This is a genomic window from Haloarcula limicola, assembly GCF_010119205.1.
Classification (GTDB): domain Archaea; phylum Halobacteriota; class Halobacteria; order Halobacteriales; family Haloarculaceae; genus Haloarcula; species Haloarcula limicola.
The window spans coordinates 1,155,614-1,173,335 of sequence record NZ_WRXM01000001.1 but is presented as its reverse complement, the minus strand read 5'-3'; the positions used below and the strand labels follow the sequence as shown (position 1 = coordinate 1,173,335).

The window sequence follows — 17,722 nt, the reverse complement described above, 5'->3', positions numbered from 1 at the left end:
ACGAACACCGTAGCAATGCGCGAGGCCCACCCAATCGAGCGGGCGGTCGGTATGGACTACTACGTCAGCGACGCAGACGGCGTGGGTGGCCGCCTCCGCGTCGCCCCCGAGGACTTCCGAGTGACCGAACTGGAGGCGTTCGACGTCGCGCCGGTCGACGCCGACCCGGGCGGCTACCCCCACGTCGTCTGTCGCGTCGAGTTGCGCGACTGGGACACCAACGACTTCGCCGGCGCGCTCTCGGACCGCCTCGGCATCTCCCGCGAGCGCGTCTCCTGGGCCGGGACGAAGGACAAGCGCGCGGTCACCCGACAGCTGTTCTCCGTCGACGGCATCGACCCCGGAGACGTGCCCGAACTCGACGGGGCCGATATCGAGGTGATCGGCCGCGCGGGCCGGCCCGTCCTCTTCGGTGACCTCGCGGGCAACGCCTTCGAAATCGTCGTTCGGGACGCCGAACTGCCCGAGAACGCCGGCCCGGTCGTCGCGGACCTGCGGGCGTTCGCGGGCGGGGACGGAGAGGAGAGCGGAGACGGCGGAGACGAGAGCGCGAGCGCCGATGCAGAGTCGCTTCCCGAGGGCGAGATGACGGCCGGCGTCCCCAACTACTTCGGCCAGCAGCGCTTCGGATCGCGTCGCCCGGTCACCCACGAGGTCGGCCTGGAGATCGTCCACGGCGACTGGGCGGGCGCGGTTCTGGCCTACGTCGGGAACCCCCACGACCGGGAGCCCGAGGCGACCCAAGAGGCCCGCGAGTACGTCGAGGAGACGCGCGACTGGGCGGGCGCGCTGGACCGCCTGCCGCGCGCGCTCGGCTACGAGCGCTCGATGTGTCACGCGCTCGTCGACAACGGTGCGGACGGTCCCGAGGACTTCCGCGAGGCCGTCGAGACGCTCCCGACGAACCTCCAGACGCTGTTCGTCAACGCCGCGCAGTCGTACGTCTTCAACCGCATCCTCTCGGCGCGACTGGAGCGGGGCCTGCCCTTCGACCGCCCGGTCGAGGGCGACGTGGTGTGTTTCAGCGACAGCGAGGCTCCCGACGGACTCGCCCTGCCGGACCCCGACCGGACCCAGCGCGTCACCGGGAAGCGCCTGCGGACCGTCGAGCGCCACTGCGAGCGGGGACGGGCGTTCGTCACCGCGCCGCTGGTGGGGACCGAGACCGAACTCGCCGACGGCGCGCCCGGCGAGATAGAACGCGACGTGCTCGGAGACGTGGGGCTCGAACCCGCCGACTTCGACCTGCCCGGGAACTTCCACAGCGAGGGGACGCGGCGGGCGATACTGCTCCGAACCGATCTCGGCGTCGAACGGGACGGCGACGACCTGACGTTCTCCTTCTCGCTCCCGAAGGGGAGCTACGCGACGGTCGTCCTGCGGGAGTTCCGCAAGGGCGACCCCGACGAGTGAGCGCGTCCCGTCGCTCGGTCTCCGGCCCGAACGCCTAACCCCGCGCCGTTCGTCGTTCCGCTATGTCCGAGACAGACGACGTGCGCGTGTGGCTCGTCGAGCGCGGCTACAACAACCGCGACCTCATCACGCTCAAGTACGCCACGCCCGAGGGGGACCGACTGTTCCGGAAGGAGTTGGCGGCGTCGGCCGTCGACGCGGACACGGCGACCGCCGCGAAGGACGTCTCGCCCGACAACCTCGAAGCCGTCGACGACGCGGCGACGCGCGAGCGGTACGCCGAGGAAGCGGCGCGCGTGGCGGACGACCACGACCCCGACGACGCGATCTGACGCCGCTTCGGGACGGCCACCCACACTTCCGCCGAACCGTCCCGCTTATCCCCGAGAACCCACCTACTGCCGGGTATGGACTGCCGGCAGTGCGCGACGCCGCTCGCCAGGCCGGGCGATTACTGCCTGGTGTGTCACACTGCCAACGCCGACGCCGTCGTCCTCGAACTCGGCGACGAGCGGGCGACGGTCACCTGTCTCGCCGACGGCGAAGTGATCGGCGAGCGGACCATGACTACCACGCCCGAAGACGGCGAGAGCGACGAGAAGGCGGTCGTCCAGTTGCGCAACTTCGCCGGGTTGGTCGCCGACGAGGTGCGGCGCAAGCGCCCCGAGGAGGTGTACGTCACCGGCGACCGCGAGGTCATCGGAGCGGTGCGAGAGCAGCTCCACTACGAGTTCTTCCGCGTCGAGGGCGAGGATCCGGTCCAGCGCGTCGTCGAGCGGCAGGGCGAGCCCGCGCTGGAGGTCGTCGACGCCGCTCCCGCCGAGAAACTGGGCGGGAGCCACTCGACGCTCATCGGCGGCCGCGAGGGCCAGCGCGTCATCCAGACGGTGGCCGGCCACCCCCACGTCAAGAAGGTCATCCCCGGTCCCATCGACGCCGGCGGCTCGAGTTCGCCGACGGGCGTCCGGGCGAAGGCGACCCGGGCCGACGCTAACGGCAACGTTCGCGTGCTCATCCGCGACGGATCGAGCGTGCAGGAGAACCGCGTCGTCACGACGGCCGGCGACCGGGAACTGGGCGAACACGTCCGCGCCGACCTCAACGAGGCGCTGCGGGAAGCGGGACTGCAAGACGACTCGTGAGTCAGACCGTTCGCGGCGCGTCTCCACGTCGCGGCCGAGGACCGATAGCGACAGTAGCGCATTCGCCGCGGGCCGTGCGCCGCTCTCACACTGTTCGTCCGCCTCGCGGCTTCTCTGTGGGGTCGAACGTGCTCGTCTCGAAGGGCTTATGTGGCCGCTGTGCCGACCAACAGGTACTATGGCCAGCAACAGAGGGCGCACCGGGAGCGCCGGTCGGTTCGGCGCTCGCTACGGGCGCGTCGCCCGTCGCCGCGTCGCGGAGATCGAAGACGAGATGAACGACGACCACACCTGCCCGAACTGCGGCGAGGACCGCGTCGACCGGCAGGGGACCGGCATCTGGCAGTGCAGTTACTGCGACTACAAGTACACCGGCGGGAGCTACCGGCCCGAGACGCCCGGCGGCAAGACGGTCCGCCGCTCGATCCGCGCCGCGCTCGCCGAAGACGAAGAGTAAAGGGCCTCTCTCCCCACCTATCTGTCATGAGCTACAAGTGTTCACGCTGTAAGCGCGACGTAACGCTCGACGAGTACGGTGGCGTCCGCTGTCCGTACTGCGGGCACCGCGTCCTGCTGAAGGAGCGCTCGCCCGACGTCAAAGAAATCGACGTCAACTAGTGACGCCGCCCCACCGGACTGTTCTCACTTTCGAGTACGCGACCGCCGAGCGGGCGCGCCGAGTGGCGCGGAGCCTCCGCCCGGAGGTCGGTGCCATCGACGGCGACCGGACGACCGCCCGTCTCGCCCGGGACGGCGCGACCCTCGAATGTGTCGTCGAGGCGTCGGACCTCGTCGCGTTACGAGCGGGGTGTAACACGTGGCTGACGCTGACCGGCGTCGCCGAGACGGCCGGCGACTGTTAGCAATCGGGACTGACGCCCGCACCGGGTTCGCCGACCGATAGTATATAGGCGACGGCGCTACTCTGTACCGACGACATCGAATGGTTGGAGTCGGAACATGACCGAGAGACATGACTCCACGTCGGGGACGGAGCGGGTCGATACCGCGTCCGCTCGCCGGTCAGCCGAGGTACTGTACGTCGACGGCGACGCAGCGACGCGAGAGCGGATACGACGGGCGCTGACCGAACGCGCCACGGACGTCTCCGTCTCGGGCGTCGGTAGCGTCGATGCCGCGATCGACGTCGCGACGGCGACGCCGCCGTCCTGTCTCGTGGTCGACCCCTCCAGCCTCGACGACGCGGACCGACTCGTGGCGGCGGTGGACTGCCCGCTCGTCCTCTACACCGACCGGGACCCGTCGGCGCTCGACGAGTCGCTGCTCGACGCCGCGGCGACGGTGGTCGAGAAGGGCGAGGACGGCCGCGGCGCGTTCCTCACCGAGAAGGTGATCGGGGTCACGGCGGAGACGACCGAACGGACCGAGTACGCCCTGCAGCAGGCGCTCGACGACATCGAGACGTGGGCGACCGACAGCGAGACGACGGTGCTCGTCGCGGACAACGGCGCGGTCGTCTGGGCGAGCGACCCGGTCGACGGTGTCCTCGGTGGGAACGACAGCGAGTCGATCTACGACCAATTGGCGGCCCGGTGCGTAGAGGCCGTCGACCGCTCGAGAGTCGACCGACTCCGGGAAGGCCCGACCGAAGCGACGACACTCCGCCTCGACGGCGACGACGGGGAGCGATACGTGCTCTGTCGCGGGCATCGCCTCCCCGAGGACGCGGGGTCGCTACGCCTGCTTCGGCTCGCGGACGTGACCGAACGCGCGCGCCGAGATACCCGCCAGTCGCTCCTCGAACTGCTCACGGACCGCGCGCAGGACGGACTGTACACGCTGGACGAGCGCGGCGTCGTCGAGTTCTGTAACGAATCGTTCGCCGAGATGCTCGGATACGAACCCGAGGAGCTGTGCGGCGAACACGCATCGCTGACGCTCGCTCCGGGGGAGCTGGAGAAGGGGCAGCGAACTATCGAGGCGTTACTCGCATCGGACGGCGAGGAGGAGACAGTCGAACTCACGCTCCGCCGGAAGGACGGGACGGAACTGCAGGCGTCGATCCATTATACGCTCCTCCGCGACGATGACGGGGCCTATCGCGGGCTGATGGGCGTCGTCCGCGACGTGACGGAGCGACGAGAGCACGAACGAGAGCTCCGGCGACGGCGCGAGCTGTTCGATAGCCTCGTCTCTCACTTCCCGAACGGTGGCGTGTTCCTCTTCGACGAGAGCTTCGAGTACCAGATGGCCGGCGGTACGGAGCTGGACCGTCTCGGAATCGAACCGGAACAGTTCATCGGAAAGACGCCTCGGGACGTCTTCCCGCCGCATAACGCGAAACTGCTCGAAGACGCCTACGCGGCGGCCCTCGACGGTGAAAGTGCCGACTTCGAAGACGAGTTTCGGGATACTCACTATCACGTGCAGGTGATCCCGGTACGGAACGCCGACGGCACCGTCACCTCGGGGATGTCCATGGCACAGAACGTCACCGAGCGCGTCGAACGCGAGCGGGAACTCGAACAGTCGAACACGCTCCTCTCGACGCTGTTCGACGCGCTCCCGGTCGGGGTCCTCCTCGGCGACCGGAACCGAGAGGTGCTGACGGCCAACGAGCGCTTCGTCGAGCTGTTCGAGCTGTCGAACATGCCCGAAGAGCTCGTCGGAGCCGACTGTGCGACCGTCGCCCAGCGAATGCACGAGCGGTACGCGAATCCCGAAGCGGCGATCGCTGACTCGGAATCGCTCGTCTCGGCCCGCGAACCCCGCCTCCGTGAGGAAGTCGAACTCGCGGACGGCCGGACCTTCCAGCGGAGTTACCTCCCGCTCGAACTGCCGGACGGCCCGGCGAACCTCTGGCTCTACCGGGACGTCACCGAGCGGACGAACCGGGAGCGTGAGCTGCGAGAGACGAGCGAGCGACTCGAACTCGCTCTCGAGGGAGCGGAACTCGGCGTCTGGGACTGGAACGCCAAGACGGGCGACCTCACGTTCGACGAGCGCTGGGCCGGGATGCTGGGCTTCTCGCACGAGGAACTCGACCCGCACGTGGACACGTGGGAGGAACTGGTCCACCCCGACGACCTCGAGAGGACGTGGAACACTATCAACTCACATCTCGACGGCGAAACGGACATCTACCAGTGTGACCACCGATTGCGCACCAAATCGGGTGATTACAGGTGGATCCGCGACATCGGACGGGTGGTCGAGCGCGACGACGACGGCGAGGCGGTCCGTTTCGTCGGCATCCATCAGGACATCACCGAGCGAAAGGAGCGCCAGCGGGAACTCGAAGCCCAGCGAGACGAACTGGCGACGCTCACGCAGGTGCACGTCCTCATCCAGGACGTCCTGCACGCGCTCGGATCCGCCGCCACCCGAGCGGAGATCGAGCGAACCGTCTGCGAGCGCCTCGTCGAATCGGAGCTCTTCGAGCTCGCGTGGGTCGGCGACCGCGAGGGGAGGAGCACCCACCTCTCTCAGAGCACCACTGCCGGCGACGACGAGGGGTATCTCGACCGGATCCGCGAGCTGGCGAGAACGGTCGACCGGGAGAACGATCCGGGGACCGTCGCTATCCGGACGGGAGAGCCCCAGATAATCCACGACGTGGCGACGGACGAGCGAATGGAGACGTGGCGAGACGAGGCTCTCGACAGGGACCTCCGGTCGGCCGCGGTCATCCCGCTCCGACACGACGAGGTCGTCCACGCCGCGCTCATCGTCTACGCGAACCGCGCCGAGGCGTTCAGCTCTCGGGCCGTCGACGCGCTGACCGTTCTGGGCGAGATGATCGGCTTCGCGCTGACGGCCGTCCAGAACCGACAGCTCCTGGCGCACGACCGGGTCGTCGAACTGGAGTTTCAGGCCGCGGGAACCGATTCCCCGTTCGTCGACGCCGCGCGGAAACACGGCTGCCGGCTCGAAGCGGCCGGCTGTGTCGACATCGGCGAGGCCGTCCTCCAGTACCTCTCCGTCGAGGGCGCATCACCGACGGCGGTACTCGACAGTCTACTGGAGAGCCCGGCTATCGACGACGGTCGCGTCGTCCGCGAGGAGGGCGATAGCGGCGTCGTCGAACTCCGGATGAGCGAGACCTACCAGTCGCTGTTGCTCGACGTGGGCGCTCGACTCGTCGACCTCGCTGCCGATTCGGAGCGCCTCTCGCTCACCGTCGAAGCCCCGACCGACGCCGAACCGCGCACGATACGGGAGACGCTCGCCGACCGACTCCCGGGGATCGAACTCCTCGCCAAGCGGGAACGCGAACGCCGCCCGACGACGGAGCAGAGCGGGGCGGCGCTTCGCGAGCGAGTGACCGACAGACAGCTCGAAGTGCTCCGCGCGGCGTATCTCGCGGGGTACTACGAGTGGCCCCGCGATACGACCGCCGAACAGCTCGCCGAGACGCTGAACATCGCGTCGCCGACGCTGCACCAGCATCTCCGCCGCGCGGAGCGAAACCTCTTGGGCGGATTCCTCGACGTCTGAGACCGCCACATTGTAGGATTCCGTGTTCTCACGAATGTGTACCTAGCCGGCTAGGTGATGGGTTGATACCGCTGACTGACTATTTCGAACTACTCCATGAGCAATCAGCCGCGGAGCGGGCCACGGAGCGACGACTGGTCCGGCATGACGCCCGAGGATCGAGGGCTGACGACGCCGATGGTCGACGACGTCTTCGAAGCGCTCGCCGACTGGCGGCGGCGCGCGGTCTGCCTCCACTTTCAAACCGCCGCGGAGACGCAGGCGACGGTCGGCGACCTCGCCGGCGTCGTCGCACGGCAGGGCCGAGACAGCGGTCTTCCGGAGGCCGATACCGCCGTCGACGCCGTCGAGTCGGCGCTGATCGAGACGCAGCTCCCGGTCCTCCATCGGCTCGCGGTCCTCGACTTCGACGAGCGCAGCGGCACGGTCAGATACTGGGGCTGTCCGACGCTGGAGAAGTGGGCGGACCACGCCGCCGCCGTCAGCCGGCGCAGCGGGTTCTGACCGACACGCCCTTTTCGGTCCCGCCCGACCGCCGACTATGGACCTCCCGCCCGTCGGTCTCGGCACGATGGGGATCGACGACCCCGCCGTCGTCGCGGCGGCCGTCGATTCCGGCTACCGGCATCTCGATACGGCACAGATATACGACAACGAGGGCGTCGTCGGCGGCGGTATCGCCGCGGCCGACGCCGAGCGCGACGACCTGACCGTCGCCACGAAACTCTGGATAGACTCGCTGGCCGCCGAGGACGTTCGCGCCGGGACCGAAGCCAGCCTCGAACGCTTGGGTCTGGACTCCGTGGATCTGCTGTACGTCCACCGCCCGCGGGGCGACTACGACCCGGCGACGACCCTGCCGGCCCTCGACGACGTGCGGGATGCGGGCCTGACAGACCACGTCGGTCTCTCGAACTTCTCGCCCGAGCAGGTAGCGACCGCCCGCGACCACCTCGACGCGCCGATCGCCGCTCACCAGGTCGAGTTCCACCCGTTCTTCTGGCAGCAGTCGTTGCTGGAGGACGCACGACGACACGACTACCCGCTGGTGGCGTACTCGCCGCTGGCCGGCGGGCAGGTGTTCGATGACCCGACCTTGCAGGACGTCGCCGAGCGGTACGAGACGACGCCCGCCGCCGTCGCCATCGCGTGGGTCACGTCCCACGAGAACGTCGTGACCATCCCGAAGGCGTCCTCGCGCGCACACCTGGAAGCGAACCTCGCGGCCGCCGACCTCGAACTCGACGCCGAGGCCATCGAGCGCATCAGTTCGATAGAGCGCGAAGAAGAGCTGTTCCCGGAGTAGCGCCGAGGCGCTCCCAGGTATTTGCCGCTCGCGTGTCGCTTCGCTCCCGCTCGGCGATCCGAGGTCGTTCCCGTAGGTCACGACCTCGCTTTCTATGGGCTCAGCCGCTGGCGATCCCGCGGGAAGAGAACGGCTTCGCGGATGTTCTCCAGTCCGAGCATCGTCATGACGAGGCGCTCGCCGCCCAGTCCCCAGCCCGCGTGGGGCGGCATGCCGTACTTGAACATCTTGGTGTAGTACTCGAAGGCCTCGGGGTCGAGGCCCTGCTGTTCGAAGCCGGCGACGAGCCGGTCGTAGCGGTGCTCACGCTGGCCGCCGGAGACCAGTTCCATCGACGGGTGCATCATGTCGAAGCCGGTCGAGACCTCCTCGTCGTCGTCGTGGTCCTTGATGTAGAACGGCTTGATCTCGCTGGGCCAGTCGGTGATGAAGTAGTGCTCGCCGACCTCCTGTCCGAGGACGTGTTCGGCCTCCGTCGAGAGGTCGTCGCCCCAGACCAGCGGCTCGTCGAGCTCGCCGGTGGCGTTGATCTTATCGATGGCGTCCTGATAGGAGAGGCGCGGGAACTCGCCCTCTGGCGCGGCGAACTCGTCTTCGAGGCCGAGCGCTTCGAGTTCCTCGGCGCAGTTCTCGGCGACGCCCTCGTAGGCGGCCTTGACGACGTGTTCGCAGGCGTCCATCGCCTCGGTGTGGTCGTAGAAGGCCGACTCGAAGTCGATAGAGGTCGCCTCGTTGAGGTGCCGGGGCGTGTTGTGCTCCTCGGCGCGGAAGATCGGGCCGATCTCGAAGACGCGTTCGAGGCCGGAGCCGACCATCAGCTGCTTGAACAGCTGCGGGCTCTGGTTCATGAACGCCTCGCGGCCGAAGTACGTGATGGGGAACAGCTCGGTGCCGCCCTCGGTTCCGGTGGCGACGATCTTGGGCGTGTTGATCTCCGTGCAGTTGATGTCGCGGAAGGCTTCACGAGCGGAGCGAAGCACTTCGGCGCGGATCTCGAAGATGGCCTTGACCTCGTCCTTGCGGAGGTCCAGCGTCCGGTTGTCCAGTCGGGTCGGGAGTTCGGCGTCGACCTTCCCGGAGGGGTCGAGCGGTAGTTCGGGGTCGGCCTCGGAGATGACGTCGACGCTCGCGGGCGTGACCTCGACGCCGGTGGGCGCGCGCGGCTCCTCCTCTACGTCGCCGGTGACGCTGATGACGGACTCGCGGTGGGCGTTCAGTCCGGTCTCGACGAGGTCCTCGTCCATCTCGTCTTTCTCGAACTTGACCTGAATCTTCCCCGTGGTGTCTCGCAGGATGAGGAAGGCGATGCCGCCGAGGTCCCGGATCTCGTGGACCCACCCGGCGACGGTGACGCTGTCGCCCGGTTCGGCGTCCGCTGTGTAGGTGCGGTCTTCCATGGAGTGGCGTTCTGGTGCGCCTGACTTAAGGACAGTCTTTCGGGGCGAGGGGCGCGACCGAAGGGAGCGGCCCTCGTTAATGCGAACGGCGAACGAAGTGAGCCGTGAGCAACGAGAGCCCGAACGGTGAGGGAGAGCGAGGCCGCGCCGGCCGCCTCGGTAAGTCGAGCGGGCATCGCTCGCGAGACAGCGAATCACGGAGCAGAAGCGAGTCGCGAGCAGCGACGTCGAAAACGACTAACCTGGGCGGACCGATGCGGATTCAGCGGTCGGCGGTCGCGGCGTGGGCGTCCTGTGCGCCTTCGACGGTCGCTCGCACCGCGTCGACGCCCTCGTCGTGGACCAGATCGCCGACGACGATGGTGTCCGCGTGTTCGGCCATCGTCCGGGCGGAGTCGTAGTCGTGGATGCCGCCGCCGTAGAAGAGGGTGGCGTCGTCGAGGATGTCGGCGGCCGCGGCGACCTTCTCGGTGTCACCGAGCGTGCCGGAGTACTCGACGTAGACGATCTCCTGGCCGAGCAGGTGTTCGGCGGCCTCGGCGTAGGCGGCGACCTCGTCGGCGTCTAAATCGCAGTCGGCCTGCGTGTAGGCGGCGACGGAGGCGTCGGGATTCATGACGATATAGGCCTCGGTGAACGTGCGGGACCAGTCGATGTCGTCGTCGATGCGGATCCACTCCTTGTGCGCGCCGGTGATCCACGTCACGTCGCCGGCGTTCATCACGACGGGAATGAGGTAGCCATCGTGACGGTCGCTGTGGACGACGGAGGCGGGGTTCGACGGCTCGATGTAGACGGGGATGTCGTACTTCCCGCAGGCGTCGACGACCCGCTCCATCTTCTCCTCGGTCATGCCGGTGGTGCCGCCGACCTCGATGGCGTCGGTCCCGGTCGCGGCCACGTCCTCGTAGGTCTCCCCCTCGACGAGCGTCTTATCGGGGTCTATCTTGACGATGTGGTCCCAGTCCGCCCAGTTAGCCATACGGCAGAGACGTTCGCCCGGCGGCATAACGGCTTCGGATGGGCCGGGCGCGAGTATGTGTTCCCATAGCGAGGCGGACGCGAAACCGGGACACGTGGCACGACTTCGCCGCCGCGAACCACCCGCCACATCTTAGCCGCTCGCACGCGACACTCCGTCTATGCAGCAACTCACCACCGTCGAGGAAGTCCACGAGAGCGGGTCGTTCCGGTTCACGGCCGAAGACCCCTACGGCGAACCCGAGGAGGTGGTCGTCGTCCCCTGCGGCGAGGGCGTCGAGGCGTGGGTGAATCGGTGTACGCACGAGGACCAGCGCTTCGATACGGGCCGCGGCGTCCCGATGCGCGACGGACAGATAATCTGTCCCCGTCACGGGTCGATGTTCGACGCCTGCGAGGGCGACTGCGACAACGGCGAGGCCGCCGGAACGACGCTGCCAGACGTGGACCTCGCCGAGCGTCACGGGACGGTGTATCTGACTGACGACGACTTCGAGTTCATGCACGAGGGCGGCGTCGACGATGACGACGACGCGCCGGGGTCGAGTTCGCACCTGCAGCTGTAGTATCGACTATCGCGCTCGCAGAAACGGGTAGACCGCCCTCAGGCGTCGAGTTCCGTCTGCCAGTCCCTGACCTGTCCGGCGCTGACGCCCTGCACTTCGCCGGCGATGCTGTCGGCGTCGGCCTCGCGGAGCGCGTCGAGCGAGTCGACGCCGGCGTCTTCGAGTTTCTCCGCCGTGGCGCTCCCGACGCCGTTCAGGTCCTCTAAGTCCTGCACGGCGTTTCGCGCCTGGTACTCCTCGAAGTTGCAGATGGGACAGCCCAGCTCCCACGGGTCGTCGCTGTCGGGGTCGATGACGAGTTCGGGCAGGTCGTGGTCCTCGCAGAACTCGTCGGTCACCTCGATGTCGCCGTTGCGGGGCAGCGGCAGCGAGTAGTCACAATCGGGGTAGCGCGTACAGCCGACCAGTCGGGAGCCGGAGCGGAGGTGCTTGATGGCGAGTTCGCCACCTTCTCCGTCACGACACTCGGGACACGGCCCGATGACCTCGTCCTCGCTCTCGTCGGCCTTCTCGGCCTCGCAACGGGGACAGCCGTGGACGAAGGTGTCCCGACCGGCGAGCATCTTGACGTGGTGCATGTCGTGTTCCTCGCACTCCTCGTCCAGGACGAGCGGTTCGCCGCTCGACGGGAGCGGGAGCGTGTTGCGACACTCGGGAAAGCCGTCGCAGCCGACGAAGTACGACCCCTGTCGGGAGCGCCGGACGAGCATGCTCTCGCCGCACTGGGGACACGGGCCGAGGGTCTTGTCGGCCTTCAGCGACTCCTGGAGGTGTTCGCCGATCTCCTCGCTGGAGTTGCGCAACTCCTCGAACACCTGCGAGAGCATCTCGCGGGACTCGTCGGCCACCTCGTCTAAGGTCGCCTCGCCGTTGGCGATGCGGGTCATGTCCCGCTCCAACTGGGCGGTCATCTCGTCGCTGACGACGCGGTCGGCGAAGTCCTCGGCGGCCTCGACGACGGCGTTCGCGAGCGCCGTCGGCCGCGGCGGGTCGCCCTCGATGTAGCCGCGGTCGTAGAGCTTCTCTAAGGTGTTGTGCCGGGTCGCCTTCGTCCCGAGGCCGAGGTCCTCCATCGTCTCGATGAGGCGGGACTGGCCGTAGCGCCGGGGCGGCTGGGTCTGCTTGTCCTCCAGCCGAACCTCCGAGATCGACAGTTCCTCGCCCTCCTCCACGTCGGGGACGTGGTTCTCGCTGGCGCTGGAGTACGGGTAGACGGCGTGGTAGCCCGGCTCCACGAGGCGCTTGCCGTTGGCCTTCAGCGAGCGGCCGCCGGCCTCGCTGACGACGCGCAGGCGCTCCCACGTCGCCGCCTCGGCGACGGTGGCGAAGAAGCGCCGGACGACGAGTTCGAAGATCTCCCACTCGTCCTCGGAGAGTTCCGACTTGTTCGGTATCTCGCCCGTCGGGTGGATCGGCGGGTGGTCGGTGGTCTCCTCGTCGCCCTCCGTGGCGACGATCTCGTCCTGTTCGAGCAGGGACTCGGCGTCCTCGCCGAACTCCGGCGAGCCGACGAACTCGTCGAGCAGGGCGTCCTCCTCCAAGTCGTCGGGATAGACCGTGTTGTCGGTCCGCGGATAGGTCATGTAGCCCGTCGTGTAGAGTTCCTCGGCGATGGACATCGCGCGCTGGGCGGAGTAGCCCAGCGAACTGGCCGCGGAGATGAACGCGGTCGTGTTGAACGGCGTCGGCGGGCTGTCGGTGCGGGTACGCCGGCGGACGTTCGTGACTGTCGCGCTGTCGACGCTCGTCAGGTCGGCGTAGGCGGCCTCGGCCTCCGCTTCGTCCCAGATGCGCTCGGCCTCGCTGCCGTCGTCGTCGTAGAAGTACTGCGCTTCGAAGCCCGACCCGTTCTTCTGGAGGTCGGCGAAGATCTCCCAGTAGTCCTCGGGGTCGAACGCCTCGATCTCGCGCTCGCGGTCGACGATGAGCTTCAGCGTCGGCGACTGCACCCGACCCACCGAGATGAAGTCGTCGCCCAGTTGTCGGGCCGAGAGCGAGAGGAAGCGCGTCAGCGCCGCGCCCCAGACGAGGTCGATGATCTGTCGGGCCTCGCCCGCGGCCGCGAGGTCGAAGTCGATCTCGTCGGGGTCCTCGAAGGCCCCTCTCACTTCCCGCTCCGTGATAGAAGAAAAGCGCACGCGGGAGACGGGCACGTCCGTCACGTCGCGGATGAGCTCGTAGGCCTCCTTGCCGATGAGTTCGCCCTCGCGGTCGTAGTCCGTGGCGATGACGGCGCTCTCGGCCTTGCGTGCCAGGTGCTTGAGCGTCGCCACGATGTTCTCCTGTGTCGCCTCCTTGGTCACGTCGGCGTCGATGAGCTCGACCGGTTCCACGTCGCGCCAGTCGTTGTACTCCGGCGGGAAGTCGACCCCGACGACGTGGCCCGAGAGGCCGACGACGCGCTTGCCGCCCCACCGGTAGACGTTGACGCCGTTGCGCCGCTCGGCCGAGGCGCTCCCCTCCGAGAGGATCTCGGCGATGCGGCGCGCGGCGTTGTCCTTCTCAGTGATGATCAGCTCCATCGGACACCACCTGCTGGGTTCATTACCGGTCGCTACGCTCGGGACCGTTCTAAAGGCTTTCGCCGAAATCGGCCGACAGCGCGGGTGTGCGTGCGCTTGCGAGCGCTTGCGGGCGCGCTCGTAGACGCACGCGCGAAGGACTACCACCGACGGACTCCGATGCCCTCTTATCGGGGAGTTCCCAAGTCGGTGGTATGGAGCGACGGACAGCCAGAATCCTGCGGGGAATTGCCGCCGCGCTCGTCTTCGCCACGGCGGCGTTTCACCTCTGGTGGGGCTTCCGCCGGAGCGTCATCTACCTCATGGCGGCCGACCGGTGGCTGGCGACGGGGATGCCGCCGGACCCGCGCCCCTTCTTCTTCGTCGCGTTCGCCGCTATCTTGCTCGCGGGACCGTACTTCGTGACTCGCGGGCTGGTTAGCCTGCGCAACGCCTACGTCGTCGGGACGGTGCTGCTGTGCGGCTCGATCGCGGCGTGGGTGTTCTGGCACACCACCGGCCACGGCGCGTTCCTCGTCGACGGGTTCTCGGCTCCCGGCGGGGGCGGCGGCGGCCACCACAGCGGCGATACGAACGCCGTGGTTCTCGTCCTGAGCCACTACGTCACCGAACCCGTCGAATCGGCCATCAAGACCATCGAACTCGCCGGCGTCGCCATCTTCGTGACGCTGCTGTGGAGAGACCCCGCCATCGTCCCGAAGGACCGCGACACGGGCGCGGAGGCGGGCGACGTGAGCAAGAACTAGTCGCCGATCACGGTCCGAGACCCGCTACTTCTTCGACGCCAGTCCGCCGACCGGCTCTATCAATCATAAATACTGATAGTTTCTCTCTTCGAGGCGATCGATACGGAGCGCGTGTCACCGCCCGTTCAACGGGTGGAACTCACTCACGTGTGCGACTCGTTCTGTAATCAGAGTTAAATGAGGGCACCCATTACGGGAGTCACCGTGACCGACGCAGCCGACGCGACCTCGCTCACCGATCTCATCAGGAACGAGGAGTTCCTCGCCCTCGCGAGCACCGCCTTCGCCCGCAGCCAAGCCTACTCCACGATCCTCATCGCCCTCGCCATGTACGCCGACCTCTTCGGGACCTCCGGCACCGTCGAGGGCCTCTTCGGCACCGTCTTCGCGCTGACGCAGTTCCTCATCGTCCTCCCGCTGGGACGGGTCGTCGACACCGGAAATTCCAAGCGCTACCTCCTCGCCGGCCTCCTCCTCAATATCGCTATCTTCACCGGATTCACCTTCGTCACCGCCGTCGAACACGTCCTCGTCCTCCGCGCCCTCCAGGGCGTCGGTGCCAGTCTCCTCTGGATCACCGGTAGCACCGTCGTCGGCGAGATCAGCCCCGACGGCAAACGGGGGCTGTGGCTCGGCAGCTACAATCAGGTGGCCGCCGTGAGCAGTCTCGCGGGGACGATCTTCGGCGGGCTCCTCCTCTACACCTACGGCTTCCAGACCACCTACGCCGTCCTCGTGGCCGTCACCACGCTCGCCACGCTCTCGGTCTATCGGTTCCTCCGCGACAATCCCGGGCAGCAGACGGACACCGCGGACGCCTCCGGTCTCGACACGCTCAAGACGCTCCTGCAGCGTCCGGCCATCCGCGCGCTCGTCTCGTTCCGCTTCGGCTTCAGCGTCGCGAAGATGGCCGTCGTCATCTTCCTGCCCATCTACGCGAAGACGCAGTTCGGCATCAACCCGCTCGCTATCGGCGGCATCCTCGCCGGCGGGAAGCTCACGAAGTCGCTCCTGCAGGGCCGCATGGGGACCCTCATCGACGGCGCTGAGCACCGCTACAAGTTCGTCTTCGCCGGCGCGGCCGTCTACGCGGTCGGCATCCTCTTCATCCCGTTGGCCGGGTCCGCGACGCAGTTCCTGTCCGCGGTCTCCCTGTCGGCGGCCGGTCGGACGATGGTGCTCCCGCCGGCCTTCTTCGGCCTCTTCGCCGCCTACGGCGTCCTCGGCGTCGGCGACAGCATCCGGCTGCCCGCCAGCATGACGCTGTTCGTCGAAGAGGGGGAGCGGCTGGACGCCGTCGCGGGCAGTTTCTCGCTGCGCTCGCTCTCCTGGAAGGTCGGACAGCTGATCGGACCGGTGGCGGTCGGGGCGATCTGGGAGGCCACGTCGGCGCTGGTCGCGTTCTGGGTGGCCGCGGGCTGTGCCGGCGCTGCCGCGGTGGCGTTCGTGGCGATGGCGATTCGCTCGACCCGCCGAGAACAGCGGGCGTCGACGGCGGTGCGGTCGGCGGACTGAGTCCACTCCGCCTTTTTCCCGGTCGGGTCCGAGCGGGACGCTACTCCGCTAACTCCTCTCGCAACAGCCCGTTGACGTCGCCGGGGTCCGCGCTCCCGCCGGTCTTCTGCATGACCTGTCCGACGAGGAAGTTCAGCGCGCCGTCCTCGCCGCTGTGGTAGTCCTCGACGGCGTCGGGGTTCTCCTCGATGGCTTCCTCGACGGCCCGCTGGACCGCGTCGCCGCTCGTCTTGCCCAGCCCCTCGCGTTCGACGACGGTGTCGGGGTCCTCGCCCTCGTCTAACATCTCTCGGAGGACGGTCTCGCGGGCGTTCTTTGCGGTGATCTCGTCCTCGGCGACGAGTTCCACGAGGCGGGTGACTTCGTCGAAGCGGTCGTCGACGTCCGTGATCTCCATGTCGCGGTAGTTGAGTTCGCCCAGCAGGTTATCGGCGACCCACGTCGCCGCGAGGTCGGCGTCGAACCGCTCGGCGACGCTCTCGAAGAAGTCCGCGACCTGTTTCGTGCTGGTGAGCTTCGCGGCCGCCTCCTCGCTCAGGTCGTACTCCGCGACGAAGCGTTCGCGGCGGGCGTCGGGGAGTTCCGGGATGTCGATCGTCTCCTTCCAGTCGGCGACTTCGAGCGGCGGGATGTCGGCCTCGCGGAAGTAGCGGTAGTCCTTCTCCTCCTCCTTCGAGCGCATCGAGACGGTGTTGCCGTGGGTCTCGTTGAAGTGGCGGGTCTCCTGTTCGACGGCGCGGCCCGATTGGATGAGTTTCCGCTGGCGCGACGCCTCGAACGCCAGGGCCTGCTCTGCGCCCTTGTGACTGGAGATGTTCTTGACCTCCGTGCGGTTCGCGTCTTCCAGCACCGACTCCTCGATGTGGCCGTCCTCGCCGACCTCGTCGGCGTCGACCATCGAGAGGTTCGCGTCGATGCGGAGGCTGCCGTCGCGGGTGGCGTCGAAGACGCCCAGATACTCCAGGACCTCCTCGAGCTTTTCGAGGAACGCTCGGACCTCGCCGGGGTCGCGGAAGTCCGGTTCGGTGACGATCTCCATCAGCGGCGTCCCCGCGCGGTTGTAGTCGATGAGCGTGTAGTCCGCGCGGTCGATGGAACAGGTCCGGGACTCCAGCGGGCCGGTCCCCTCGCGGACGTGTTTGATGGAGCCGGGGTCCTCCTCTAAGTGGGCGCGGCGGATAGAGACGGCACGACGCTGGCTCTCGACGGCGAACTCCAGTTCTCCGTCCCGACAGATCGGCGCGTCGTACTGCGTGATCTGGAAGTTCTTCGGCAGGTCGGGGTAGTAGTAGTTCTTCCGGTGGAACGTCGTCTCCTCGGGCACGTCGGCGTCGATGGCCTTCCCGACCTTCACGGCGGCCTCGACGGCTCCCTCGTTGACAACGGGCAGCGCCCCCGGCAGGCCCAGACAGACCGGACAGGTGTGCGTGTTGGGTTCCTCGGTCGGTTCGGTCGAACAGCCACAGAATATCTTCGTCTCCGTCTCTAGCTGGACGTGGACCTCCAGCCCGATGACGGCCGCGAGTTCGCGGGACTCGGCGGCTTGCGCAGTCATTACACGCCGTTCGGTTGCCGCTGGCTAAAGGCTAACGACCCCCGGTCGGCCGTCGTCGCGTTCTTTTCCGAGCGGTGATCGACGCTGGTCCTCCCCCACAGTAAGGGCCAATCAGGGCCGC

At 67.8% G+C, this 17,722-nt stretch carries 16 protein-coding genes; 12 read left to right on the top strand and 4 right to left on the bottom strand.

Annotated elements, in window-relative coordinates; translation table 11 throughout:
• The first annotated feature begins 15 nt into the window (after positions 1–15).
• The 9 genes from truD (at position 16) to GO488_RS05965 (ending at position 8,319) form a co-directional block, all read left to right on the top strand.
• Positions 16–1,413, top strand: coding sequence for a tRNA pseudouridine(13) synthase TruD (gene truD / locus GO488_RS06005; RefSeq protein WP_162316876.1), 1,398 nt, complete (start codon positions 16–18; stop codon positions 1,411–1,413).
• Positions 1,414–1,475: 62 nt separating this feature from the next.
• Complete coding sequence (locus GO488_RS06000; protein WP_162316875.1) at positions 1,476–1,745, top strand: DUF7967 family protein; 270 nt, start codon at positions 1,476–1,478, stop codon at positions 1,743–1,745.
• Positions 1,746–1,820: 75 nt separating this feature from the next.
• Entirely contained in the window at positions 1,821–2,555 is a 735-nt protein-coding gene (locus GO488_RS05995; protein WP_162316874.1) for a DUF2103 domain-containing protein, read from the top strand.
• 178 nt (positions 2,556–2,733) lie between these two features.
• Positions 2,734–3,012: a 50S ribosomal protein L37ae gene (locus GO488_RS05990; RefSeq protein WP_162316873.1), complete on the top strand. Its 279-nt coding sequence runs from the start codon at positions 2,734–2,736 to the stop codon at positions 3,010–3,012.
• Positions 3,013–3,038: 26 nt separating this feature from the next.
• Complete coding sequence (locus tag GO488_RS05985; protein ID WP_162316872.1) at positions 3,039–3,173, top strand: DNA-directed RNA polymerase subunit P; 135 nt, start codon at positions 3,039–3,041, stop codon at positions 3,171–3,173.
• On the top strand, positions 3,173–3,418 hold the full coding sequence (locus GO488_RS05980; RefSeq protein WP_162316871.1) for a KEOPS complex subunit Pcc1: 246 nt from the start codon (positions 3,173–3,175) through the stop codon (positions 3,416–3,418). Before GO488_RS05985 ends, GO488_RS05980 begins: the two co-directional genes overlap by 1 nt.
• A 97-nt stretch (positions 3,419–3,515) precedes the next feature.
• The gene (locus GO488_RS05975) at positions 3,516–7,013 is read left to right on the top strand and encodes a PAS domain S-box protein (protein ID WP_162316870.1); all 3,498 of its coding nucleotides are present in this window, start codon (positions 3,516–3,518) and stop codon (positions 7,011–7,013) included.
• 96 nt (positions 7,014–7,109) lie between these two features.
• On the top strand, positions 7,110–7,517 hold the full coding sequence (locus tag GO488_RS05970; protein WP_162316869.1) for a DUF7344 domain-containing protein: 408 nt from the start codon (positions 7,110–7,112) through the stop codon (positions 7,515–7,517).
• A 37-nt stretch (positions 7,518–7,554) separates the two neighbouring features.
• Positions 7,555–8,319: an aldo/keto reductase gene (locus GO488_RS05965; RefSeq protein WP_162316868.1), complete on the top strand. Its 765-nt coding sequence runs from the start codon at positions 7,555–7,557 to the stop codon at positions 8,317–8,319.
• A 92-nt stretch (positions 8,320–8,411) separates the two neighbouring features.
• On the opposite strand, the gene aspS is transcribed toward GO488_RS05965, so the two are convergent.
• Both aspS and GO488_RS05955 read right to left on the bottom strand, forming a co-directional pair.
• Entirely contained in the window at positions 8,412–9,716 is a 1,305-nt protein-coding gene (gene aspS / locus GO488_RS05960) for an aspartate--tRNA(Asn) ligase (RefSeq protein WP_162316867.1), read from the bottom strand.
• Between the two features lie 262 nt (positions 9,717–9,978).
• A complete protein-coding gene (locus GO488_RS05955) occupies positions 9,979–10,698 on the bottom strand; it encodes a phosphoglycerol geranylgeranyltransferase (protein ID WP_162316866.1) in 720 nt (239 codons plus the stop codon).
• 160 nt (positions 10,699–10,858) lie between these two features.
• On the opposite strand from GO488_RS05955, the gene GO488_RS05950 reads away from it, so the two are divergent.
• The gene (locus tag GO488_RS05950; RefSeq protein WP_162316865.1) at positions 10,859–11,263 is read left to right on the top strand and encodes a Rieske (2Fe-2S) protein; all 405 of its coding nucleotides are present in this window, start codon (positions 10,859–10,861) and stop codon (positions 11,261–11,263) included.
• A 38-nt stretch (positions 11,264–11,301) separates the two neighbouring features.
• Here GO488_RS05950 and GO488_RS05945 read toward each other — a convergent pair whose 3' ends face one another.
• Positions 11,302–13,785, bottom strand: a complete 2,484-nt coding sequence (locus GO488_RS05945) for a DNA topoisomerase I (protein ID WP_162316864.1) — start codon at positions 13,783–13,785, stop codon at positions 11,302–11,304.
• A gap of 194 nt (positions 13,786–13,979) precedes the next feature.
• Between GO488_RS05945 and GO488_RS05940 the strand changes: the two genes are divergently transcribed.
• Both GO488_RS05940 and GO488_RS05935 read left to right on the top strand, forming a co-directional pair.
• Positions 13,980–14,531 carry a hypothetical protein gene (locus tag GO488_RS05940; protein WP_162316863.1) on the top strand — a complete coding sequence of 184 codons (552 nt, stop codon included), beginning with the start codon at positions 13,980–13,982 and terminating at the stop codon, positions 14,529–14,531.
• A 204-nt stretch (positions 14,532–14,735) separates the two neighbouring features.
• Positions 14,736–16,046 (top strand): MFS transporter, encoded by a 1,311-nt coding sequence (locus GO488_RS05935; RefSeq protein WP_241692900.1) that lies wholly within the window; start codon positions 14,736–14,738, stop codon positions 16,044–16,046.
• Positions 16,047–16,086: 40 nt separating this feature from the next.
• On the opposite strand, the gene gatB is transcribed toward GO488_RS05935, so the two are convergent.
• Positions 16,087–17,601: an Asp-tRNA(Asn)/Glu-tRNA(Gln) amidotransferase subunit GatB gene (gene gatB, locus GO488_RS05930; protein WP_162316861.1), complete on the bottom strand. Its 1,515-nt coding sequence runs from the start codon at positions 17,599–17,601 to the stop codon at positions 16,087–16,089.
• Between the last annotated feature and the right edge of the window lie 121 nt (positions 17,602–17,722).